The 22,512-nt window shown below is 65.9% G+C and carries 24 protein-coding genes; 13 read left to right on the top strand and 11 right to left on the bottom strand.

All coding sequences use genetic code 11. The annotated features are described in order from the left end of the window. Position 1: 1 nt before the first annotated feature. Positions 2–1,123 carry an NAD(P)H-dependent flavin oxidoreductase gene (locus RMCN_RS22505; protein WP_067394279.1) on the bottom strand — a complete coding sequence of 374 codons (1,122 nt, stop codon included), beginning with the start codon at positions 1,121–1,123 and terminating at the stop codon, positions 2–4. 5 nt (positions 1,124–1,128) lie between these two features. After that, positions 1,129–2,781, bottom strand: a complete 1,653-nt coding sequence (locus RMCN_RS22510) for a medium/long-chain-fatty-acid--CoA/3-oxocholest-4-en-26-oate--CoA ligase (protein WP_067393864.1) — start codon at positions 2,779–2,781, stop codon at positions 1,129–1,131. A 69-nt stretch (positions 2,782–2,850) separates the two neighbouring features. Between RMCN_RS22510 and RMCN_RS22515 the strand changes: the two genes are divergently transcribed. Next, positions 2,851–3,651 carry a crotonase/enoyl-CoA hydratase family protein gene (locus RMCN_RS22515; RefSeq protein ID WP_067393867.1) on the top strand — a complete coding sequence of 267 codons (801 nt, stop codon included), beginning with the start codon at positions 2,851–2,853 and terminating at the stop codon, positions 3,649–3,651. Between the two features lie 87 nt (positions 3,652–3,738). On the opposite strand, the gene RMCN_RS22520 is transcribed toward RMCN_RS22515, so the two are convergent. From RMCN_RS22520 to RMCN_RS22530, 3 genes are all read right to left on the bottom strand, one after another. Further along, positions 3,739–4,944 (bottom strand): cytochrome P450, encoded by a 1,206-nt coding sequence (locus RMCN_RS22520; protein WP_067393870.1) that lies wholly within the window; start codon positions 4,942–4,944, stop codon positions 3,739–3,741. Continuing rightward, positions 4,941–5,660 carry an acetoacetate decarboxylase family protein gene (locus tag RMCN_RS22525; RefSeq protein ID WP_067393872.1) on the bottom strand — a complete coding sequence of 240 codons (720 nt, stop codon included), beginning with the start codon at positions 5,658–5,660 and terminating at the stop codon, positions 4,941–4,943. The genes RMCN_RS22520 and RMCN_RS22525 overlap by 4 nt, the downstream gene beginning before the upstream one ends. Before the next feature lie 79 nt (positions 5,661–5,739). Continuing rightward, on the bottom strand, positions 5,740–6,771 hold the full coding sequence (locus RMCN_RS22530) for an LLM class F420-dependent oxidoreductase (protein ID WP_064412733.1): 1,032 nt from the start codon (positions 6,769–6,771) through the stop codon (positions 5,740–5,742). 58 nt (positions 6,772–6,829) lie between these two features. On the opposite strand from RMCN_RS22530, the gene RMCN_RS22535 reads away from it, so the two are divergent. From RMCN_RS22535 to RMCN_RS22555, 5 genes are read left to right on the top strand one after another with little or no spacing between them, the layout of a single operon-like run. Further along, a complete protein-coding gene (locus RMCN_RS22535; RefSeq protein ID WP_067393875.1) occupies positions 6,830–7,834 on the top strand; it encodes a Zn-ribbon domain-containing OB-fold protein in 1,005 nt (334 codons plus the stop codon). Positions 7,835–7,844: 10 nt separating this feature from the next. After that, a complete protein-coding gene (locus RMCN_RS22540) occupies positions 7,845–8,930 on the top strand; it encodes a thiolase family protein (protein WP_067393878.1) in 1,086 nt (361 codons plus the stop codon). Further along, positions 8,930–10,108, top strand: coding sequence for a thiolase family protein (locus RMCN_RS22545; protein WP_064412736.1), 1,179 nt, complete (start codon positions 8,930–8,932; stop codon positions 10,106–10,108). The genes RMCN_RS22540 and RMCN_RS22545 overlap by 1 nt, the downstream gene beginning before the upstream one ends. Next, the gene (locus RMCN_RS22550) at positions 10,105–10,992 is read left to right on the top strand and encodes a TIGR03619 family F420-dependent LLM class oxidoreductase (protein ID WP_409366067.1); all 888 of its coding nucleotides are present in this window, start codon (positions 10,105–10,107) and stop codon (positions 10,990–10,992) included. Before RMCN_RS22545 ends, RMCN_RS22550 begins: the two co-directional genes overlap by 4 nt. Next, positions 10,989–11,405, top strand: coding sequence for a nuclear transport factor 2 family protein (locus RMCN_RS22555; protein WP_064412737.1), 417 nt, complete (start codon positions 10,989–10,991; stop codon positions 11,403–11,405). Before RMCN_RS22550 ends, RMCN_RS22555 begins: the two co-directional genes overlap by 4 nt. Here the strand turns inward: RMCN_RS22555 and RMCN_RS22560 are convergent. Further along, a complete protein-coding gene (locus tag RMCN_RS22560) occupies positions 11,402–12,388 on the bottom strand; it encodes an MOSC domain-containing protein (RefSeq protein ID WP_174523715.1) in 987 nt (328 codons plus the stop codon). The genes RMCN_RS22555 and RMCN_RS22560 overlap by 4 nt on opposite strands. A gap of 78 nt (positions 12,389–12,466) precedes the next feature. On the opposite strand from RMCN_RS22560, the gene RMCN_RS22565 reads away from it, so the two are divergent. Continuing rightward, the gene (locus RMCN_RS22565) at positions 12,467–13,159 is read left to right on the top strand and encodes a hypothetical protein (RefSeq protein WP_407937586.1); all 693 of its coding nucleotides are present in this window, start codon (positions 12,467–12,469) and stop codon (positions 13,157–13,159) included. On the opposite strand, the gene RMCN_RS22570 is transcribed toward RMCN_RS22565, so the two are convergent. Further along, positions 13,160–13,690, bottom strand: a complete 531-nt coding sequence (locus RMCN_RS22570) for a gamma carbonic anhydrase family protein (RefSeq protein WP_067393879.1) — start codon at positions 13,688–13,690, stop codon at positions 13,160–13,162. 131 nt (positions 13,691–13,821) lie between these two features. On the opposite strand from RMCN_RS22570, the gene RMCN_RS22575 reads away from it, so the two are divergent. The 3 genes from RMCN_RS22575 to RMCN_RS22585 all read left to right on the top strand — a co-directional run bounded on the left by RMCN_RS22575 (position 13,822) and on the right by RMCN_RS22585 (position 16,149). Beyond that, positions 13,822–14,985 carry a 3-ketosteroid-9-alpha-monooxygenase, oxygenase component gene (locus tag RMCN_RS22575; protein WP_064412739.1) on the top strand — a complete coding sequence of 388 codons (1,164 nt, stop codon included), beginning with the start codon at positions 13,822–13,824 and terminating at the stop codon, positions 14,983–14,985. Positions 14,986–15,056: 71 nt separating this feature from the next. Continuing rightward, a complete protein-coding gene (locus RMCN_RS22580) occupies positions 15,057–15,473 on the top strand; it encodes a hypothetical protein (RefSeq protein ID WP_064412836.1) in 417 nt (138 codons plus the stop codon). 73 nt (positions 15,474–15,546) lie between these two features. Then, positions 15,547–16,149: a sensor domain-containing protein gene (locus RMCN_RS22585; protein ID WP_308206372.1), complete on the top strand. Its 603-nt coding sequence runs from the start codon at positions 15,547–15,549 to the stop codon at positions 16,147–16,149. Here the strand turns inward: RMCN_RS22585 and RMCN_RS22590 are convergent, their stop codons facing one another. From RMCN_RS22590 to RMCN_RS22600, 3 genes are read right to left on the bottom strand one after another with little or no spacing between them, the layout of a single operon-like run. Continuing rightward, positions 16,150–17,292 carry a sulfotransferase family protein gene (locus tag RMCN_RS22590; RefSeq protein ID WP_067393882.1) on the bottom strand — a complete coding sequence of 381 codons (1,143 nt, stop codon included), beginning with the start codon at positions 17,290–17,292 and terminating at the stop codon, positions 16,150–16,152. Further along, positions 17,289–18,071 (bottom strand): SDR family oxidoreductase, encoded by a 783-nt coding sequence (locus tag RMCN_RS22595; RefSeq protein ID WP_064412742.1) that lies wholly within the window; start codon positions 18,069–18,071, stop codon positions 17,289–17,291. Before RMCN_RS22595 ends, RMCN_RS22590 begins: the two co-directional genes overlap by 4 nt. Next, a complete protein-coding gene (locus RMCN_RS22600; RefSeq protein ID WP_067393885.1) occupies positions 18,071–19,198 on the bottom strand; it encodes a hypothetical protein in 1,128 nt (375 codons plus the stop codon). Before RMCN_RS22600 ends, RMCN_RS22595 begins: the two co-directional genes overlap by 1 nt. An 84-nt stretch (positions 19,199–19,282) precedes the next feature. On the opposite strand from RMCN_RS22600, the gene RMCN_RS22605 reads away from it, so the two are divergent. The 3 genes from RMCN_RS22605 to RMCN_RS22615 all read left to right on the top strand — a co-directional run bounded on the left by RMCN_RS22605 (position 19,283) and on the right by RMCN_RS22615 (position 21,710). Then, entirely contained in the window at positions 19,283–20,194 is a 912-nt protein-coding gene (locus RMCN_RS22605; protein ID WP_067393887.1) for an IclR family transcriptional regulator, read from the top strand. Between the two features lie 171 nt (positions 20,195–20,365). Then, positions 20,366–20,797, top strand: a complete 432-nt coding sequence (locus RMCN_RS22610) for a hypothetical protein (RefSeq protein WP_067393890.1) — start codon at positions 20,366–20,368, stop codon at positions 20,795–20,797. Positions 20,798–20,939: 142 nt separating this feature from the next. Further along, a complete protein-coding gene (locus RMCN_RS22615) occupies positions 20,940–21,710 on the top strand; it encodes an AfsR/SARP family transcriptional regulator (protein ID WP_067393893.1) in 771 nt (256 codons plus the stop codon). 277 nt (positions 21,711–21,987) lie between these two features. Here the strand turns inward: RMCN_RS22615 and RMCN_RS22620 are convergent, their stop codons facing one another. Continuing rightward, on the bottom strand, positions 21,988–22,398 hold the full coding sequence (locus RMCN_RS22620; RefSeq protein ID WP_067393894.1) for a hemophore-related protein: 411 nt from the start codon (positions 22,396–22,398) through the stop codon (positions 21,988–21,990). Positions 22,399–22,512: the final 114 nt, after the last annotated feature.

Below are 22,512 nucleotides of genomic sequence, written 5' to 3' on the forward strand. Positions count from 1 at the left end.
ACTAGTCGCCGCGGATGCCGTCGAGGCGGCGCGTGGCCTCCTCGAAACCGGCCACCAACTCGGCGATGATGTCGGCGACCGGGCGGATCTCGTTCATCCGGCCCACGATCTGACCCACCGGCATCGCGACGGTGTCGGGGTTGTCCGACTCGTTCATGCGCTGATGCGCCTCGCTGACCAGGATGTTCTGCAGCGGCATCGGCAACGGCTCCGGCGCGTCGGGCGCATCCCACGCATCGGTCCATTTCGTCTTCAGCAGACGAGCGGGCTTACCGGTGTAGATCCGCCGGCGTACGGTGTCGGCCGACGTCGCCCGCAGCAGCCCCTCCTGGATCGTCGAGACGCCGCCGGGCTTGCGGTGCCCGAGGTCGTACTCGGCCGACGTCAGGAACGCCGAACCCATCCACACTCCCTGCGCACCGAGGGCCAACGCGGCGGCGACCTGCCGGCCGGTGCCGATACCGCCGGCCGCCAACACCGGCGCCTTCCCGTCGAGGGCGTCAACGATTTCCGGCCACAACACCATCGAGCCGATCTCACCGGTGTGCCCACCGGCCTCGTGGCCCTGCGCGACCACGATGTCGACGCCGTTGTCCACATGGCGCTGAGCGTGTTTGGCGCTGCCGGCCAGGGCGGCGACCGGAACTCCGGCGGCGTGCACCTGGTCGATGACGTCCTTCGGTGGTGACCCGAGGGCGTTGGCGATCAGCTTGATCGGATGCTTGAGCGCGACCTCCACGTGTGAGCGTGCCACGCTGTGCAGCCAGCCGAGCACACCCTCGTTGCGCGCCCCGTCCTCGGGCAGCGGCGGAACCCCGAGATCGGCGAGCGTCTTGTCGACGAAGTCGCGATGGCTTTGCGGGATCAGCTTGTCGATGTCGACCGCGGTGCCCTCCTGCGGCACCTTGGCGGGCATCACCACGTCGACGCCGTAGGGCTTGCCGTCGGTGTTCTCGTCCATCCAGCACAGCACGTCTTCGAGATCGTCGGCCGAGTTGAACCGCACGCAGCCCAGCACACCCAGCCCGCCGGCCTTGCTGACCGCGGCGGCGACCTTCTCCGACGGCGTGAACACGAAGATCGGGTACTCGATGCCGAACCGATCGCAGAGTTCAGTGCGCATCCCGGTCACGACGCCGACCCCACATGGTTGGCATGCACATCGTCGGCAGGCCGCTCCTCGGTGGTGTCCTTGGCCCACCGGTAGTCCGGCTTACCCGCCGGGGTGCGGTGGATCTCGTCGACCCACCAAACCTTGCGCGGCACTTTGTAACCCGCGATCTCGCGCCGCACGAACGTGTCGAGATCGGCCAGCGTCGGGTTGGTGCCCGGCCGGCGGTGCACGACGGCCGCCACGCACTGACCGTAGCGCTCGTCGGGCACCCCGACCACGAGCGCGTCGAACACGTCGGGATGCCCCTTGAGCGCGGCCTCGACCTCTTCGGGGTAGATCTTCTCGCCGCCGCTGTTGATCGACTGCGAACCGCGGCCCAGCATCGTGACCGTGCCGTCGGCCTCGACCTCCGCGTAGTCACCGGGGATGGCGTAGCGAATTCCGTTGAATGTCTTGAACGTCTCGGCGGTCTTTTTCTCGTCCTTGTAATAGCCGACCGGGATGTTGCCCTTCTTCGCGATCAGCCCGCGCACACCCGATCCGGGCTTGACCTCGTTGCCGTTCTCGTCGAGCACGACGGTGCGGTGATCGATCGTCACCCGCGGGCCGCCGGTGTGCGACTGCCCCTTGGCCACGATGCTCGTGCCGCCGAAACCCGTCTCCGAGGACCCGATCGAGTCGGTGATCACCCGGTTGGGCAGCAGTTCGAGGAACTTCTCCTTGATGCTGGTGGAGAACAGTGCGGCGGTGCTCGCCAGCAGGAACAGGTTGGAGAGGTCGGGCTCGCGACCGGACTCGTGCAGCTTTACCAGCGCATCGAGCAAGGGGCGGCCCATCGCGTCGCCGGTGAAGAACAACAGGTTCACCTTGTGCTTCTCGATGGTCTGCCACACCTCGTCGGCATCGAACTCCGGTGCCAGCACCGTGGTCTGACCGGAGAACAGCGACATCCAGGTCGCCGACTGGGTGGCGCCGTGGATCATCGGCGGGATCGGGTAGCGGACCATCGGCGGGTTCTCCGCGGCCGCCTTCGCCAGGTCGTACTCGTCCTTGACGAACTCGCCGGTGGCGAAATCGGTGCCGCCGAAGAGCACCCGGTAGATGTCCTCGTGGCGCCACATCACGCCCTTGGGGAAACCGGTGGTGCCGCCGGTGTAGAGCAGGTAGATGTCGTCGGGGCTGCGCGGTCCGAAATCGCGCTCGGGCGAGGCCTGTTCGAGAGCGGAGTAGAACTCGACGCCGCCGTAGCGCTCGAACTCGTCATCCGAACCGTCCTCGACCACCAGAACGGTCTTGACGGCCGGGGTCTCGGGGAGCACGTTCGCGACGCGGTCGGCGTAGCGGCGCTCGTGCACCAGGGCAACCATGTCGGAGTTCTCGAAGAGGTACTTCAGCTCGCCCTCGACGTAGCGGAAGTTGACGTTGACCAGGATGGCGCCGGCTTTGACGATGCCCAGCATCGCGACGACGATCTCGTTGCGGTTGCGGCAGTAGAGGCCGACCTTGTCGTCCTTCTTGACGCCCTGATCGATGAGGTAGTGGGCCAACCGGTTGGCCTGCTCCTCCAACTGGGCGTACGTGAGCTGGTCGTCGCCGCAGATGAGGGCGACACGGTCTGGCACGGCGTCGATGGCGTGCTCGGCGAGATCAGCGATGTTCAGGGCCACGAGACCTAAACTAGAACGTGTTACATTTCCAGACAAGTCTGTGGCATCGACGCTGGAAGGCGAACCCTCGTGAGTGATCCCCAGAAGGGCCCCGACGCCCTCATTGAGCAGCGCGGACACACGTTGATCCTGACGCTGAACCGGCCCGAGGCGCGCAATGCGCTCTCGACCGAGATGCTCTCGATCATGGTGGAGGCCTGGGACCGCGTCGACAACGATCCCGAGATCCGCACCTGCATCCTCACCGGCGCCGGCGGCTACTTCTGTGCGGGGATGGACCTCAAGGCGGCGACGGCCAAACCGCCGGGCGACTCGTTCAAGGACGGCAGCTACGACCCGTCGCGCATCGACGCGCTGCTGAAGGGCCGCCGGCTGACCAAACCGCTGATCGCCGCGGTCGAGGGCCCGGCCATTGCCGGCGGTACCGAGATCCTGCAGGGCACCGACATCCGTATCGCGGGTGAGAGCGCCAAGTTCGGTATCTCCGAGGCCAAGTGGAGCCTGTATCCGATGGGCGGCTCGGCGGTGCGCCTGGTGCGCCAGATCCCGTACACCATCGCCTGCGATCTGCTGTTGACCGGACGACACATCACCGCCGCCGAGGCCAAGGAATACGGGCTGATCGGCTACGTGGTGCCCGACGGGACCGCGCTGGACAAGGCGCTGGAGATCGCCGAGGTGATCAACAACAACGGACCGCTGGCCGTGCAGGCGATCCTGAAGACCATCCGCGAGACCGAGGGCATGCACGAGAACGAGGCGTTCAAGCCCGACACCGCCAACGGCATCCCGGTGTTCCTGAGCGAGGACGCCAAGGAGGGCCCGCGGGCGTTCAAGGAGAAGCGGGCCCCGAACTTCCAGATGAAGTAGGCCCGCGGCGTCGCCCCGCGCCCTCGCTCGGTTGTGAAACCTGCGACGGTTTCGGTCCGATTTCCGTCGCGCGTTTCACAGGCGGGACTAGAGCACCTTCGCCGTCGGCGTGAACACCACCGGCATCTTCTCCAGACCGCTCACGAAATTGGCGGGCCGCAACGGCAACTCGTCTCCGGAGGCCAACCGCAGATCGGGCAGCCGCTGCAGCAGTTTGGTCTGCATGATCGACAGCTCGAGCCGCGCCAGCTGGTTGCCCAGGCAGAAATGCGTGCCGAAGCCGAACGCCAGGTGGTTGTTCGGATAGCGCTCGATATCGAAAGACTCGGGGTCGTCGAACACCTTCTCGTCGAAGTTGGCCGACTCGAACAGCAGGATCATCTTCTCGCCCTCTTTGAGGGCCGTTCCGTGGAATTCGGTGTCGGCGGTGATCGTCCGCGCCATGTTCTTCACCGGTGCCGTCCAGCGCAGCATCTCCTCGATCGCGTTGGGCAGCAACGACAGATCGGACGCGAGGCGCCGATGCTGATCGGGGTGCAACAGCAACTGCCGGGTGCCGCCGGACAGGGTGTGCCGGGTGGTCTCGTCGCCGCCGATCAACAGCAGCAGCACCTCGGTGACGATCTGATGGTCTTCGAGCTTGCTGCCCTCGACCTCGGCGTGCACCAGCACGCTGACCAGATCGTCGGTCGGCTCATCCTTGCGGACCGCGATCATGCCCATCATGTACTCGCTGTAGGCCGCGAACGCGTCCATGGTGACCTGGAATTCCTCCGGGTCCGCGGTGCTGCTGAGGGCACCCACCAGGTCGTCGGACCACTTCAGGAACATCTCGCGTTCGTCGGGACGCACCCCGAGCATGTCGCCGATGACGGCCATCGGCAGCGGCGCCGCGATGTCCCAGACGAAGTCGCATTCACCGCGCTCGCACACGTTGTCGATCAGCGTGTCGCACAGGTTCTCGATCGAGCCCTCGAGGTCTTTGACCCGCTTACGTGTGAAGCCGGAGTTGACGAGCTTGCGCCGCAGCAGATGCTGCGGATCGTCCATCTCGATCATCATCTCGACGCCCGGCTGGTCGGGTCGGATGCCACCGGCGTTGGAGAACAGCTCCGGGTTGCGCTCCGCCTCGATGACGGCGGCATACGTTGCGGCCGCGGCCAATCCGTTGCGGTCGCGGAATACCGGTTCGTTCTCGCGCATCCACTTGTAGACCGATCGCGAGTCGCCGGCGTAGAAGGCGCCGTCGGTCAGGTCGACGTCGGGTTTGGTCTGCGGTGCCGTAACGGTCACGATCCAAGCTCCTCTGCATCCGCGAACGACATCTCCACGTTCCCGGCCGAACCGGAGAACAAAGCACGTTTGGGAAAGCCTAGCGACGCAAGCTCCTTCGCATAGGGATGTTCGCCGAGCCGGACCCTGGCCCCGCCCGGCCGATACCGCACATCGCTCAGCTTCATCTCGCCGACGGTGCGGCGCACGACACCGTCGCGACACGAGTAGGTGGGGTGGGCCTGCGGCTTGGCGGTGAACGTGGCAGGGACCCGAAGACCGCGACGAAAATCCATGCCGACCGCGAACTGGCCGTCGATGGTGACGTCGAACGAGTAGGTGTGCCCGTCACGAATCGTGAACTCCGACATCACCTTCGGATAACCCCAAATCTTGGTCCCCGCCTCCAGCGTGAACGCCTGGTCGACCGGTAGATGGTGGATGAACGCGCCGGCCGACTGCAGGGCCCGCGGCCCCGTCGCATCCGACCCGGGCGGGTTCACCATCACGTTGGTGCCGTATTCGTAGTACTGGCCGAGGTCGCCGTCCTCGTAGCGCATCAGCATCAGCACCGCGATCGCGCGGCCCGGCAGGAACCGGCAGACCTTCAGACCGCTGTAGTCGATCATGCGCTGGGCGGCTTCGGCGTCGACGGAGAACATCGCCATGTGCTGGTGCGCCTTGCGGATCTTCACCGGCATGGTGAGCACCGTGCCTGCGATGGTGTGCTGGGTCATCGCGTCAATCTAGAACGCCGAGTAGACAACTAGCAAGGAAGTGTCTACCCAGGCTGGATGGGCGGCTCGCCGCCCGGGGTCAGACCAGCGCGGCGAGATCCCTGATCTGCTCGGGCGAACGCGCCCCGACGACCATCATCGTGACGCCTGCGGCCTCCCACGCCTTGATCTGTTCCTGCACATAACCGAGGTCGCCGACGATCGCCGAATCGTCGACCAACTCGTCGGGAATGATCTTCGCGGCTTCGTCTTTGCGGTCCGAGCGAAACAGCTTCGTCACGTCCTCGACGACTTCCGCATAACCCATCCGGCGGTAGACGTCAGCGTGGAAGTTGGTGTCCTCGGCGCCCATGCCGCCCATGTACAGCGCCAGATGCGGCTTCATCAGCTCCATGATCTCGGCGCGGTCGTCGGTGACGACCACTTGAGCCGTCGCGCAGATCTCGAAGTCGGCGCGGCTGCGGCGCGCGCCCGGGCGGGCGAAGCCTTCGTCGAGCCACTCGTTGTACATGTCGGCGATGCGCGGCGAGTAGAAGATCGGCAACCAGCCGTCGCAGATCTCGGCGGCCAGCGCGACGTTCTTGGGCCCTTCGGCGCCGAGCATCACCGGGATGTCGGCGCGCAGCGGATGGGTGATCGGTTTGAGGTTCTTGCCCAGACCCGTGGTGCCCTCGCCGGTCAACGGCAGCGGATAGTGCGGGCCGTCGCTGCGCACCGGCGCCTCGCGCGCCCACACCTGACGCAGGATGTCGATGTACTCCCGGGTGCGGGCGAGCGGCTTGGGGAACTTCTGGCCGTACCAACCCTCCACGACCTGCGGTCCGGACACCCCGAGCCCGAGGATGTGCCGACCCCCGGAGAGATGGTCGAGTGTCAGCGCCGCCATCGCGCACGCGGTCGGGGTGCGCGCCGACAACTGGATCACCGACGTGCCCAGCCGCATGCGCGTGGTCTCGCGGCCCCACCACGCCAGCGGCGTGTAGGCGTCCGAGCCCCAGGCCTCGGCGGTGAACACCGTGTCGAAGCCGGCCTGCTCGGCGGCGGCGACCAGTTCGGCGTGATTCTCGGGCGGTTGCGCGCCCCAATACCCCAACTGCAGTCCGAGCTTCATCGGCAGACCTCATAACGGTGTCTTGAAACCATTGTTAGAACCTGTTCTACTCGATGCCGTGACCACCAGCCAAAGCAGCCCGGTGCAGATCGATCCGCATGAGCCGCCGCTTTCAGCGCCGCTGAAGCTCTCATTCGACTACACCCGTTCAGTCGGACCACTCCTGTCCCAGTTCTTCACCGCCCTGCGCGAGCGACGCATCGTCGGAGTGCGCGGTTCGGATGGGCGGGTGCACGTGCCGCCGGCCGAGTTCGATCCCGTGACCTACGAGCGATTGACGGAAATCGTACCGGTGGCCGCCGTCGGCACCGTGGTGTCGTGGACGTGGCAGCCGGCCCCCCTCGAGGGTCAGCCTCTGGACCGGCCGTTCGCGTGGGCGCTGATCAAGCTGGACGGCGCGGACACACCGCTGCTGCACGCGGTCGACGCGGGTTCCGCAGACTCCATCAGCACCGGCGCGCGGGTGCACGCGCACTGGGTGGACGAGCCGGTCGGGGCCATCACCGACATCGCCTACTTCGCACTCGGCGAGGACGCCGAACCGGAGGGTCAGCCCGACGACCGCGACCCGGTCACCGTCCAGGTGACGCCGTCGTCGATCGAGATCCAGCACACCGCGTCGCTGCCCGAGAGCACCTTCCTGCGCGCACTGGAGGAGGGCAAGCTGCTCGGGGCGCGAACCAAGAGCGGCCGCGACGGCAAGCCCGGCAAGGTGTACTTCCCGCCCAAGGAGGCCGATCCGGCCACGGGCCTGGAACTCGACGAGTTCATCGAGTTGCCGGACAAGGGCACCGTCACGACGTTCGCCGTCATCAACATCCCCTTTGCGGGACAACGCATCAAGCCGCCCTATGTGGCTGCCTACGTTCTGCTAGACGGCGCCGACATCCCCTTCCTGCATCTGGTGACCGAGATCGAGGCGAGCGAGGTCCGCATGGGCATGCGCGTCGAAGCGGTCTGGAAACCCCGCGAAGAGTGGGGTCTGGGTATCGACAACATCGACCACTTCCGGCCGACGGGTGAGCCCGACGCCGACTACGACTCCTACAAGCACCACCTGTAAAGGGCTGGACGTGACCGATTCAAGAGATGTAGCAGTCGTCGGGTTCGCGCACGCACCGCACGTGCGCCGCACCGACGGGACCACCAACGGCGTCGAGATGTTGATGCCGTGTTTCCACCAGCTCTACGACGAGCTCGGCCTGAAGCAGACCGACATCGGCTTCTGGTGTTCGGGGTCCTCGGATTACCTTGCGGGCCGGGCGTTCTCGTTCATCTCCGCGATCGACTCCATCGGTGCGGTGCCGCCGATCAACGAGTCGCACGTCGAGATGGACGCGGCGTGGGCGCTCTACGAGGCCTACATCAAGATCCTCACCGGCGAGGTGGACACCGCGCTGGTGTACGGCTTCGGCAAGTCCAGCGCGGGTGTGCTGCGCCGCGTGCTGGCGCTGCAGACCGATCCCTACAGCGTCGCCCCGCTGTGGCCGGACGCGGTGTCGATGGCGGGTCTGCAGGCCCGCTTCGGACTCGACGCCGGCAAGTGGACCGCAGAGCAGATGGCTCAGGTCGCACTGGACTCGATGACGGCCGCCGGCCGCACCGACAGCGAGAAGGCTCCGACTGCCTCAGACGAGGCGAAGGCGATCTCCGAACTCCTCGAGCGGCCGTACTTCGCAGATCCGTTGCGCCGCCACGACATCGCGCCGATCACCGACGGAGCCTCGGCGATCGTGCTCGCCGCCGGCGACCGGGCGCGTGAGCTGCGTGAGAACCCGGCGTGGATCACCGGGATCGAACATCGCATCGAGACACCGATACTGGGCGCCCGCGATCTGACCACGTCGCCGTCGACGGCGGCGTCCGCCCGGGCGGCCACCGGCGGCGACACGGGATCCATCGACGTGGCCGAGATCCACGCACCGTTCACCCACCAGCAACTGATCCTCACCGAGGCGATCGGGCTGCCCTCGTCGACGAAGGTGAACCCTTCGGGCGGTGCGTTGTCCGCCAACCCGATGTTCTCGGCGGGCCTCGAGCGCATCGGGTTCGCCGCACAACACATCTTCAACGGTTCGGCGCAGCGGGTCCTGGCGCACGCGACGAGCGGGCCTGCGCTGCAACAGAACCTGGTGGCCGTTCTGGAAGGACACGCCTGATGTCGAAGAATCTCGCTGCGGTCCTGGGTACCGGGCAGACGAAGTACGTCGCCAAGCGTCAGGACGTCTCGATGAACGGCCTGGTACGAGAGGCCATCGACAAGGCGCTGGCCGACTCCGGCGCGACGATGGATGACATCGACGCGGTGGTGGTCGGCAAGGCGCCCGACTTCTTCGAGGGCGTGATGATGCCCGAACTGTTCATGGCCGATGCCGTGGGCGCGACGAACAAGCCGTTGATCCGAGTGCACACCGCCGGTTCGGTCGGCGGGTCGACCGCGGTGGTGGCCGCCAGCCTGGTGCAGTCCGGTAAGTACCGGCGGGTGCTGGCCATGGCATGGGAGAAGCAGTCCGAGTCGAACGCCATGTGGGCGTTGAGCATTCCGGTGCCGTTCACCAAGCCGGTCGGCGCCGGCGCCGGCGGCTACTTCGCCCCGCATGTGCGTGCCTACATCCGCCGTTCCGGGGCGCCCGACCACATCGGTGCGATGGTGGCGGTCAAGGACCGGCTCAACGGCGCCAAGAACCCGTTGGCGCACCTGCATCAGCCCGACATCACGCTGGAGAAGGTGATGGCGTCACAAATGCTGTGGGACCCCATCCGGTTCGACGAGACATGCCCGTCCTCCGACGGCGCCTGCGCTCTGGTGATCGGCAACGAAGAGATCGCGGATCGCCGTGTCCAGGAAGGCAATCCGGTCGCGTGGATCCATGCGACCGCGCTGCGGACCGAACCGCTGGCCTACGCGGGTCGCGACCAGGTCAATCCGCAGGCCGGCCGCGACGCCGCCGCGGCGTTGTGGAAGGCGGCCGGGATCAAGAGCCCCATCGACGAGATTGACGCCGCCGAGGTCTACGTGCCGTTCTCGTGGTTCGAGCCGATGTGGCTGGAGAACCTCGGATTCGCGCCGGAGGGTGAGGGCTGGAAGCTGACCGAGGCCGGTGAGACGGCGATCGGCGGTCGCATCCCGCTCAACCCGTCCGGCGGCGTGCTGTCGAGCAATCCGATTGGGGCGTCCGGCATGATCCGGTTCGCCGAGGCGGCGATCCAGGTGATGGGCAAGGCCGGCGAACACCAGGTGCCCAACGCGCGCAAGGCGCTGGGCCACGCGTACGGCGGCGGCTCGCAGTACTACTCGATGTGGGTGGTCGCCAGCGACAAGCCCGAGCACCGATGACCACAATGCAGTACACCTGCGCGGTGCCGATGTGCCAGATCGACCAACTCATCGACATCGCCAGGACCGCTGAGGAAGTCGGCTTCACCTCGATCGCGTTGCCGGACTCCATCTTCTACATGGAGAAGCAGTCGGCGGACTACCCGTACACCCCGGACGGCTCCCGGATGTGGGACGAGAACACCCCGTGGGTGGACCCGCTGATCGCCGCCGGCGCGATGGGTGCGGTGACGTCGAAGCTGCGCTTCTACACCAACGTGATGAAGTTGGGCTCGCGCAACCCGCTGCTGCTGGCGCGTCAGGTCGGCTCGGTGGCCAACCTGACCAACAACCGGTTCGGTTTCGGCGTCGGAATCGGCTGGGCACCGGAGGAGTTCGAATGGTGTGGCCAGCCCTATGCCAAACGCGGCAAGCGGGTCGACGAGATGATCGAGGTGATCAAGCTCGTGCTGGCCGGCGGCATGGTCGAGTTCCACGGCGAGTTCTACGACTTCGACAAGCTGCAGATGAGCCCGGCGCCCACCGAGCCGGTTCCGTTCTACGTCGGCGGCCACACCGACGTCGCGCTCAGGCGCGCGGCACGTGTCGGTGACGGGTGGACCAGCGCGATGATGACCGGCGAACAGTTGGCCGAGACGATCGCCAAACTGAAGGCGCTGCTCGCCGAATACGGCCGCGCCGACGACCCATTCGAGTTCCAGGCGGTCTGCATCGACAAGTTCGGCGTCGACGGCCACCGCGAACTCGCCGAATCCGGTGTCACCGACAACATCGTGATGCCGTGGGTGTTCGAGGGACTGGGCTTCGACGCCCCACTGCAACCCAAGCTCGACTCGATGAAGCGTTTTGCCGAGACCTACATCCACTCGGGTTGGCAGAAGTGAGCGTCACCAATCCCGATGCACCGGTTCACCTGGCGGGCAAGCGATCCCGCGAGGCGGCAATCGCCCACGACAAGCAGGCCTGGCTGGACAACTTCGCCGACGACGCGGTCGTCGAGGATCCGATCGGACCGTCACACTTCGACCCGGAGGGCAAAGGCCACCGCGGCAAGGAAGCGATCGCCAAGTTCTACGACACCGCGATCGCGCCCAGCGAACTGCAGTTCAACTTCGTCGAGACGTTCCAGTGCGGTAACGAGGAAGCCAACGTCGGCTCGATCGTGATCCGGTCCGCCGGCTACGAGGTGACCGCCGAGGGCGTGTTCACCTACCGCGTCAACGACGAGGGCAAGCTCGTCGCGCTGCGCGCATACTGGGAGCTGGACCGCGCCACCGCGAGCGCGCGAAAGATCTAGCGGCCGAAGCGGTCCGCAGCCGAGGTGGCCAGGCTGAAGGTGAACCGCTTCGCTCGCCTGACCGCGTCGGTGAGGGCGCGTTTGGGTGCTGCCGCGGCACGGAGCTCGACCGCGTCACCCACGCGCGCGGCGCCCGCGGTATCCACCCAGCAGTAGCTGCCCAGGCATCGCTGCGCCCGTTCGGCGACGGCCTTGGTGATGCGGCGGTCGACCTCGAGGCCCGGTTGCGCACGGCTCGGGACGACGCAGCGGATGGTCGGCATCGTCACCTCGAGCACCGCACCGCCGACGGTGAGATGGCCGCCGATCCACTGCGCTTCGGGTAGGCCGTCGTCCGGATCCCGTAATGCGAGAAGCACATTCGGCCGAAACCGGCGCACGTCGAGCGGATCCCCGTCGACCTCTGCACCGACTGTCGACAGACTCGTGACGCTCAGCACGTGGACCGGCGCCAGGTCGACGAACATCCCCGGCGGCGTCGAGAACCGGGCGAACATGGCGAGGTCGGCGATCCGGAACATCGAGACATCAGGCAACCTTTCACCGTCACCGACCCCGAAATCGGTGCGCAGCGAGGCGATCGACGCGTTGTCTCGTTCGTGCTTGCTCAATCGGTGCAGGCTGGTGTCCTCGGCCGGCGGCAGTGCGGTCAGCCGCATGTCACGTCCGGCCAACTCCGACAGCTTCGCGTTCACCGCGTCGTCGCTGCTGGACAGTTCACTTCCGTCCGGAAAGGTGATCACCACATCGGGCACCTTGCCCGGACCCGCATCCGGCGGCAGCGGAGCGGCGTACCGTGCCGTCGCGTTCAGCAGCGCGGGGATGCGGCGCGCCGAGGCGGTCACGTCGCGCTCCAGATCGCGAACCGCCCAGAGCCGATCGCCGAGAACTCCGCGTTGTCCGATATCGACACTGTCGACGCGTTCGCCGCCCAGCGACTTCACCGGGTAGCGCCACAGTTCGGCAACCTCGCCGATCATCATGGGCGCCAGGCTACCGCCAACCGGTTCGGTCGCAGACCTGCATCCAGCGCATACGGCGAATTCAGTACGTTCGTTGTCGTGCTCTCGACACGAATGCGACGTCCGGATGCGTTGATTGAACGCGGCCGACTCACCATCACGAAGTCGATGTCCGCCGCGGCGGTGGCGGCTGCCATCTGCGCCGCCACTGTCGGCTGTGACGCCACGACCGGCCCCGTCCCGAACACGGGCACCGCAAGCCCGACCACCTCGCCTACCGCCTCTCCGGCGCCTGCCACCACGACCACCGGCACCGACCAGCCGGACGCGGCCTTCGATTACAGCCGCCTCCTGCTGCAGGCGTCCGATCTCAGCGACGCCGAGGACACCTTCACCGTTGCGTCGACGAACCCGGCGCCGGGAGGGTTACCTGGTTCGAGCGCCCTGTTCGTCAACCAGGACGACACCCGTGCGATCTCCAACACGGTCGTGATCTACCCGGACGCCGAAACCGCAACCAGAACGCTGCGCGAGGCCATACCCAAACTCGACCAGGTGGTCGTCAACGCGACACCGCGGCCGGTCCCGGTCGGCACCGACGGCACCATCGCCGTCGGCGAGTCCGTCGATCGCAGCAAGGCGGTCACGCTGGTGCTGTTCACGCAGGGGCCGGCGCTGGTACGCCTGGAATTCCAGAGCGCTCAAGGGGACGCCCCCACCGAAGAATTCGTGATCAACATCGGCAAGATGCAGAACGTCGCCCTTCGCGTCGGACTGCCGGAACCGCAGTAGTCACTCTTCGACGGGCTGCAGACCCGTCGAGTAGCGGCGGGCCAACTCCTGGTACGCGCCGGGATTGGTGTTCACCCACATCTCCGCGCCGGTGCCCGCGATCGGGCCACGCACCTTCGCGGGCGCACCGGTCACCAGCACTTCGTCGGGAATCTTCGTGCCGCCGACGACGAGCGAATGCGCCGCGATCAGGGTGCGCGCACCGATGACCGCGCCGTCGAGCACCGTGCAGTGGTTGGCCAGCACCGCCTCCGCGCCGATGTGCGCACCGTGCACGACGCACGCGTGGGCGACCGTGGCGCCGGGTCCGACGTCCACCGGAATGCCGGGCGGGGCGTGCAGCACGCAGCAGTCCTGCACGTTGGCGCCCTCGCGGATCACGATCGGGGCGAAGTCGGCCCGCAGGACCGCGTTGAACCACACCGACGCCCCCGCCTCGACGTGCACGTCACCCACCAGCGTGGCCGTCGGCGCGATGAACGCGTCCGGATCGATCGTCGGTGCGCGCCCCTCGAACGAGTACAACGGCATCGTTTGGTTATACCCCTAGTTGACCCCCGATGAGCGCTTCACGGGGAGGCGAATTACCTGCATAGATTGCGTGGAGAGCGGGAAAAACTGTAACGTGTTCTAGTTAGAGACACAGAAGCGGGAGGCCCACCGTGACTACCAACAGTGCGGGAATTCGTGAGATCGACACCGGCGCCCTGCCCGACCGGTACGCCCGGGGTTGGCATTGCCTGGGCCCGGTGGAGAACTACCGGGACGGCAAGCCGCACGGCATCGAGATCTTCGGCACCATGCTGGTGGTCTTCGCCGATTCACACGGCGATCTGAAAGTGCTCGACGGCTACTGCCGGCACATGGGCGGGAACCTCGCCCAGGGCACGATCAAGGGCGACGAGGTCGCCTGCCCGTTCCACGACTGGCGCTGGGGCGGCGACGGCAAGTGCAAGCTGGTGCCCTACGCCAAGCGGACACCGCGATTGGCCCGCACCCGTGCCTGGGAGACCGACGTTCGCGGCGGGCTGTTGTTCGTCTGGCACGACCACGAGGGCAACCCGCCCCAGCCCGAGGTCCGGATCCCCGACATCCCGGAGTTCGAGAGCGACGAGTGGACCGACTGGAAGTGGAACTCGATCCTGATCGAGAACGCCAACTGCCGGGAGATCATCGACAACGTCACCGACATGGCGCACTTCTTCTACATCCACTACGGCTTGCCGACGTACTTCAAGAACGTCTTCGAAGGCCATATCGCGTCGCAGTATCTGCACAACGTGGGCCGGCCCGACATCAACGACATGGGCACCACCTACGGTGAGGCGCACCTCGACTCGGAGGCGTCGTATTTCGGCCCGTCGTTCATGATCAACTGGCTGCACAACAACTACGGCGGCTACAAAGCCGAGTCGATCCTGATCAACTGCCACTACCCCGTCACGCAGAACTCGTTCATGTTGCAGTGGGGCGTCATCGTCGAGAAGCCCAAGGGCCTCGACGAGAAGATGACGGAGAAGCTCGCCAACACGTTCACCGAGGGTGTCAGCAAGGGCTTCCTTCAGGACGTGGAGATCTGGAAGCACAAGACCCGCATCGACAACCCGCTGCTCGTCGAGGAGGACGGCGCGGTGTACCAGATGCGCCGGTGGTATCAGCAGTTCTACGTCGACGTCGCCGACATCACCCCGGACATGACCGACCGCTTCGAGATCGAGGTCGACACCACGGCGGCCAACGAGAAGTGGCATGTCGAGGTCGAGGAGAACCTCAAGCGTCAGGCAGAAGAGAAGGACGAGAAGGAAAGAGCCGAGCAGAAGTCGTGACCGAAGACCGTAAGGCACCCGACGTCGACCAGATTGTCGGCCCCGCCGACGTCGACCGGCTGGCCCGGGCGATGCTGCTGCTGCACGGTGCGCATGATGACGACGACGACGGCCATGGTCACGGCCACGGCGGGTTGGGGCCCGAAATCACCTCCAAGGCACCCTCTTTCGGTGGTGAGCGCGCGGCGGCACTGCGGGAGGCCACCCAGCGGGACCGCGAACGGTATCTGAGGTCGGGCCTGGTATCCGTCGACTGCCGCTTCTGCCATGTCTCGGTGGACGTCAAGAAGCTGGGACCGGCTCACACCTCGGTGCAGTGGAACACCGAGGCATCGCGGCGGTGTGCGTACTTCACCGAGATCCGGGAATCCGGCGGCGACCCCGCGCGCGCCAAGGCCTGCCCCCGGCTGGCCGACAGCATCAAGCACGCCGTGGCCGAGGGATGCCTGGAAGAGATCTCCTCGGCCCCCTCTCCCGGCGACGGCTAGATATCCCGAGCGCGAGGCCGTCGTAAAGTGCTCTGATATGCGCTGCGTTGCGGTCACTTTCTGTCTGTTCGCGGTGACTGCCTGCACGCGCGTGGTGGACAGTCCGCAGCCGGCGCCCGAACCGCCGGTCGCCCCGATCACCGCCGGACAGGTCGGCGACCTGCTGAGCCCCGACGTGACGAAGGGCGACGGCAACCTGTTCGTGACCGTCGACCCTGCCGAATGCGCGGGTGTGGCGCGTGAGGTGGACCCGCCGTTCATCGTCGATCACGATCCCGCGGCGTACGACGGCGGGCACTGGATGACCGTCAACGGCGCTCTCGACGTGTACGTCGAGGAGATGGTCGGCGTCTACCGCGCCGATTTCGACGCCAAAGACGCGCTCGCACAGGCCAAGCACACCATCGACGCCTGTCAGGGCATGACCTTTCGGGTCACCAGCATGGCCGAACGCGAGTATGTCTTCGAGCTTCTGCCGCAAGTCGATTCCGGTTCCGCCGAGATCCTGCTGTGGTCGTTCAAAGGTGACACCTGGGCTTGCGACAGCGCTTTCGTGGCCGCGCACAACGCCGCGATCGAGATTTCGACGTGCGGTCCCGCGAACGGATACGACGTGCGGTCGCTGGCCGAGGACGCGCTCGAACGCATCGAGAAGTTGGCCAACACCACCGCCTGACTACAGCCCCTTGAAGCGCTCCTTGACCTCGTCGTCGGTGAGGCCGTAGTCGGCCAGCGAGTAGGTGTGCTTGGGTGCCCGCGGACCCTTCTTGCTCTCTTCGTGGGTCGCGGTCGCCGCTTCACGCGCGGCATCGGTGAACTCGATCCCGAACGCGCGGTAGATGTCGGCGACGGCGCCGACGGGATCCTTGACCAGATCGAAGTAGTCGAGATCGTAGAACTGGGCCGGATCATGTTTGGCCCGTTCGGCGTTGAACAGTTGCAGTCCCCGCGACCAGGTCTCCAGCGAATCGCGTCCGATGGTCTGCCCGACGAACGTGTTGGACCAGCCCTCCGTGGTGTGCTGGGCCAGCGAGCACATCGACGCCATTATTGTCTCCGCTGGCCGGTGACACTGGATGACCAGCGCATCCGGATAGGTTTTGAACAGCGCGTCGAGCGCGAACAGGTGGCTCGGATTCTTCAGGACCCACCGCTTCTCGGGTTCGTTGAGCCCGATCAGCTGAAGGTTCTTGCGATGCCGCTGATAGGGCTTCGTCCAGTCCTGCTTCGCCAGCCACTGCGAATACGTCGGGATGTGGGCCAACGTCTCGTAGGACACCGAATGCAGCGACTGGCGGAGCAGCTGCCAGCATTCCTCGACCTCGTCGGGAGTCATGTAGTGCAGCCCGGTGTAGTCGGGATTCTCCGCGTGCGCCTTGCTGAACTGGGCATCGAGTTGAGCGAAAACCGGGTTGTCGGACCAGGTTTCGCGGGGCGGCCGAGGCTGGGGAAACTCGGCCAGCCACAACTCGAGCCCCTGGTGGCGAGGGTCGGCGGCCAGGAGCCGATGAATGGCGGTGGTGCCGGTACGGGGCAGGCCCGTCACGAAGATCGGCTTTTCGATCACGACGTCGCCGTGCTGCGGGTGCTGCTTGAAAGCCGCTTCGGACACCAGCCGCGCGACCAGCGCGTTGCGCACGAAGAACCGTTGCATCTTGCTGCCGAATTCGGTGAGATCGGCGTCGCGGCGGTAGGAGGCGAGCAGCACTCCGAGTGCTTCGCGGTAGTTGTCGTCGTCGCTGCCGAAGTCGTCGAGGCCGCAGGCCTTGGTCGCCGACGCGTGCAGATCCTCGACCGTACCGACATCGGTGCGCGTCACGCCTTGTACTCCCCACAGTTGACATCCAGCGCCTGGCCGGTGATTCCGCTGGACAGGTCGCTGGCCATGAACAGGATCGCCGAGGCCACCTCGTCCTCGGTGGGCAGCCGTTTGAGATCGGACGCGGCGGCGGTCGCCTTGTAGATCTCGTCGACGGTGGTCCCGTACTTGCCGGCCTGATGGTTGAAGTAGCTCTCCAGCGTGCCACCCCAGATATAGCCGGGCAGAATCGAATTCACCCGGATACCCTGTTCACCCAGTTCGGTGGCCAACGACTGCGACATCGCCAGCAGCGCCGACTTCGCCATCTTGTAGGCACCGTACTTGGCCTGCGAGTGACGCACCACCATCGAATTCACGTTCACGACGGATCCGTTGGCCTCGGCCAGCGCAGGCGTGAATCCCTGAATCAGCCGCAACGCGCCGAAGACGGTCAACTCGATCGCATCGCGCATGTGCTCGAAAGTGGTGTTGGCCAACGGCTTCATCGACGGCACCCGAAACGCGTTGTTGATGAGCACGTCGACTTTGCCGTACGCCTTCATCGTCTCGTCGACGAGATTGTTCACCTGCGCCTCGTCGGTGATGTCGGTGCCCACCGACAGCGCCCGCCTGCCCAGATCGGTGACCTGCTTGGCGACGTCCTCCAGCCGTTCTACGGTGCGGGCCGCCAGCACGAGGTCGGCGCCCTCCTGGGCACACCGGCGCGCGAGCGTGGTGCCCAGCGCGGGCCCGACGCCGCTGATCACGACCACCTTGTCCTGCAGAAGACCCGACATCAGCCCACCATCCTGTTCTGAATCTGCCGTTGCCGCAGTGCGATTCTGGCACGCCAGTCGTCGTCGGAGATCTTGTTGCTGTCGTGGTACGGCAGCGCGGCGGCGACCTTGTCCACGTCGAGGACCTCGACCGTCGGACCGTCGGCCTCGGTGAGCGCACGCGACAGGCGCTGCCAGCGGAACTGCAGATATCCCTTGCGATGGCCGAGCGTCTCGCACCAGTTCGTGACACCGGGGTTGGCGTCGGAGACGACGATGCGGATCTTGTTGTCCGGATCCGCCTGTGCCTGTGTCCCGTTCAGCGACGTCTGGTGGTTGATGTAATCCAGCGAGATGTACCAGAGGCTGCCGAGCTGGAACCCGAGATACGGCGCGTCGCTGACCGGCACTGTGATGATCATGGCCTGATCCGGTGCCAGGTCGAAGTGGCCGACCGACGAGTACTGCGTTGCCAGTCCGCCCGGTGTGAGCCTCGGCGCGGTCAGCGTGTTGACCGGCAGGGTGTTGTAGAACCACTGCGGGAACTGCAGCCACGTCTTGACCCGTTGCACCAGTTGCTTTCCGGCCACCGCATAGCGCTTCTCGATGAGCTCCTTGGTCAGCGGCGGCGGTGCGGTGCCTGCGGTGTCGGTGCGCGCGATGCTGATGTAGCCGCGCTGTGCCGACCAGTCGTTGTAGACCTCGCGAACCACCAACTGCGCCGGGCTGTCCGGGGTGAAGCGCCACTCGTAGGTGCCGTCTTCGGCGATGTCGAGTTCGCGGTCGTCGAACGCGGCCTGGCTCGGTGGGACGTTGTCGTCGGTGTACTCGCCGCCGAGCATCTGGAAAGCCAGGTCCGTCGTGGTTCCTCGCTTACCGGTGACGACGTACTCGTGACCGGCCTGAACGCGGGTGCCGAAGTAGAGGGCGTCCGGATTGTCGAGGCCCATCTTCGTGAACGGCCCGGTCCCGGACTGCATGAACGGATGGTCGCGGTCGTAGTCGAACGCCAGGTGAGTGCAGGCGGCGACGCATCCGGCGAGGTACTGCAGACCCTCGAGCAGGTCGGCTTCGGACTCGATGAACGGCGCGGTGGACACGAGGTGCTCGGCTTCGGCGATCGCGTCGATCAGTGGCTGTGAGTACACACTGCGAAACTAGAACGCGTTCTACCGGTAGTCAATATATCGACCGGTACGGTACATATATGGAACGTCAAGTAGGCTGCTGACGTGCCCAGCACCGAGCCTTCCGGCCGCGCATCACCCCCGACCGATCGCGTGGTGCGCGTCCTGGACTACCTCGCGGACCGTCCCGCCGAGCGTTTCGGTGTATCGGAGCTGGCCCGCCGCGTGGCACTGAGCAAGCCGACCTGCCTGGGCATCGTCACCTCGCTGTGCGATGCGGGATATCTGGTGCGCGATCCGACCGACAAGACCTACCGGCTGGGCCCGTCGCTGATCACGCTCGGGCACCGGGCCCAGGAGGCGTTGCGCGTCAGCCCGGCCGTCAGGGAGGAACTGCGTCGGCTCTCGACGCGGTTCGGTGTCACCGCGGCGCTCTCGGGCGTGGTCGACGACCGGATCACGGTGCTGGACCTCGTGGCGCCCGCCGGCGCGCGGCCCGGCGTCGAGGTCGGCCAGAGCTATCCGTTCGCCCCTCCGGTGGGCCTGATGTTCGTGCTCTGGGACGACGAGGCCGAGCGCGATTGGTTGGCCAAGGAGCCGACGCTTCCACTGCGCGCCGACACCGAGCGGTTGCACCGGGTGATCGCCGAATGCCGGGCCGATGGGTACCTGGTCGAGAGGCTGACGCCCGGCGGGCGACGGCTGTATTCGTTGATGGCGGGGATGTCGACACAATTGCCCGACGAGTTGCGCGCACTGCTCGGGGAACTGGTCTCCGACATCGGCGAACGGGTTTACCTGCGCGACGAGAACGACAGTGGCCGCAAACGTCATGACATCAGCGTGATCTCGGCGCCGGTGTATGACCACTACCAGCGACAGATCATGGTTGCCTCGATGCACATCGGGAAAGCGTTGACCGACAACGAGATCACCGAACGCGCGCGGGCATTGGTCGCGACCGCCGACACGGTAACCCAGCAGCTAGGTGGCGTGAAGCGTCGCGGTACCACTTAGAACAGCAAACATACTTTTTGAGTTCACGTGTTTTGCCACCCGAGCCGGGGGTACCCAGATTCCGTCTGGGGGTCTTCAAGCCGCACCGGTCGCACCGGTCGGGGCGGTTACGAACAACAAGTCGATGTAGCGCCGTGACTTCGGCGCCATCACCGAACAAGGAGTTCAACCGTGGAGATCAAGAAACTTGCAGCTACTACCGCAATGGCGGGTGCGCTCGGTTTGTCGGCATTCGCATTGGGTAGCGGGCTCGCGCAAGCCGACCCGGGGCCGAAGTGGCCGAACATCCCTGGTCCGCCGAATCCGCCCGGGCCGGTCGTCTCGAACTGGGTACCGGGCGATCCCCCGGGGCACAATCCGTTCGGCCCGCCCGGACAGGTGAAGAAGGACCCCACGATAGGCGTGGTTCCGAACCCGTTCTACGGCGTTCCCCCGGGCCACTGGGATGACCCGGCACGTCTCGGGATCCCGGAGTTCTGGCTGCCTGATCCTGAATTGCGGCCGGATTTTCCCGACCTTGAGCCCCTCAAGGTCGAGTGGAACGCTGAGGCGAACGCATTCGGCGTGACGTTGGAAAACGGCGTGTTCATCGCTTACCGATGACGCGTTGAACCTCCACACCGCAGCCGCCCTGCCCGATGGCAGGGCGGCTGTGCTGATTCGGTGACTTCAGGGGCACTTCCGGAATACCTCTTGAACGCTACGCTGACCTGGTGAAAGTCGGCGGAGCGACCTCGTGACCGGGATGCCGGAATTCGGCATCCTGGGTCCGCTCGTTGTCACTGTCGACGGCGGACAACCGGTTGATCTCGGCGGTCCGAAGCAGCGGGAACTGCTCGCCATGCTGTTGCTGCACCCAAATCGGTGCCTCCCGGCGGACCGCATCGCCGACGCAATCTGGTGTGGCGCACCTCCTGCGAGCGCGAACGGCACGTTGCGGGCTCACGTGTCGCGCCTTCGATCGCACCTGGTGGCGGCGGGAGCCCACGATGTGCTGGTCACTCAGAGGGCAGGCTATGGAATCTTCCTGAGCCGCAACCAGATCGACAGCGTCCGGTTCGAGGACATGCTGGCCCTGGGACACGAAGCATTGCGAGCCGGTGACGCTGAACGCGCCGCGGGAATTCTGGGCGAGGCGCTGAGCCTGTGGCGCGGAGACGTGCTCGAGGACCTTGAGGAACCCGAATTCGCCACCGTCGAAACGGCGCGCCTTGATGAACTTCGGTTGATTGCAACGGAACACCGCATCGACGCCGATCTCATGCTCGGCAGGCACCATGCCGTCATCACCGAACTCGAACGGTTGACGGCTGCCCATCCCTATCGAGAACAGTTGCACTGCATGCTCATGCTCGCACTGTACCGGTCGGGAAGGCAGGCCGACGCGCTCGCGGTCGGCCCGTCGGTGCGTGGGCGCCTGGCCGACGAACTCGGCGTCGACCCCGGTGCACGAAGGCCATACAGGACAGGATCAAGAGCAAGCAGATCGACGATAAGCAAGCTAGCGAGGAATTGAGATTCTGCTGCGACATGTCCGGCGGGGTCTGGTCGAGCGATGCGAACGGAGCCCACTGCGCCGCACCGCACCCACGGCCCAGACCGCGCCCAAGAGTCCCGGCGAAGTCGTCCAGGCGCCGAGCGCTGGAACGGCCGATCCGGGCCAGAATCCCGAGCGCACCGGTGGCGGCACGTTCGAAGCGGTACCGATCGGCCCGGGCGGACCCGTCCTCTACAACCCGTAGACGCACTTGTGGCGCCGGCTCATAGGCCGGCGCCACAAGGTCGTTCAGGGGTTACGCGTCAGTCAACGCAGCCGAGATCGGCGTCGGAGTCACTTCGACACCACACTGGCTCGAAATCTCGGTGACCGGTTGGTTGATCGCCTTCAGCTCGGACTCAACCTGCGGGTTCTGCGCGAAGTAGGCGCGGAAGTCCTGCGTGGCCTGGTCCTGCGGCTTCGTGGCGATCTCCGTCAGCGCCTCGTTGGCCTCGGGGTTCGAAGCGAGATAGGTGCTCGTCGATGCCGACACCGTGCTCGAGGTGTTGGCGATCGCGCTCACGCTGCAGGTGTTGTCCTGCGTCGGCGCCGGAGCCGGCTGCGCGTTGGCAACCGGTGCCACGATCGCGGCGGAACCGAAAGCAAGCAGGCCGCCGGCGAACATTCCGTACAGGCCGCGTCGAACGGTCGTTGCGGACAGGTTCATCAAATCACTCCTTTGGTCTGCGACCCGGTGGCCGCTCCGTAAGGCGTAACCGGCCCGGGGGGCGGGCTAAACAGCGCCAGTACAAACCCCGTTTTTCGGGTGTCGGCAAGCCCA

The organism is Mycolicibacterium novocastrense, assembly GCF_001570485.1.
Lineage (GTDB): Bacteria > Actinomycetota > Actinomycetes > Mycobacteriales > Mycobacteriaceae > Mycobacterium > Mycobacterium novocastrense.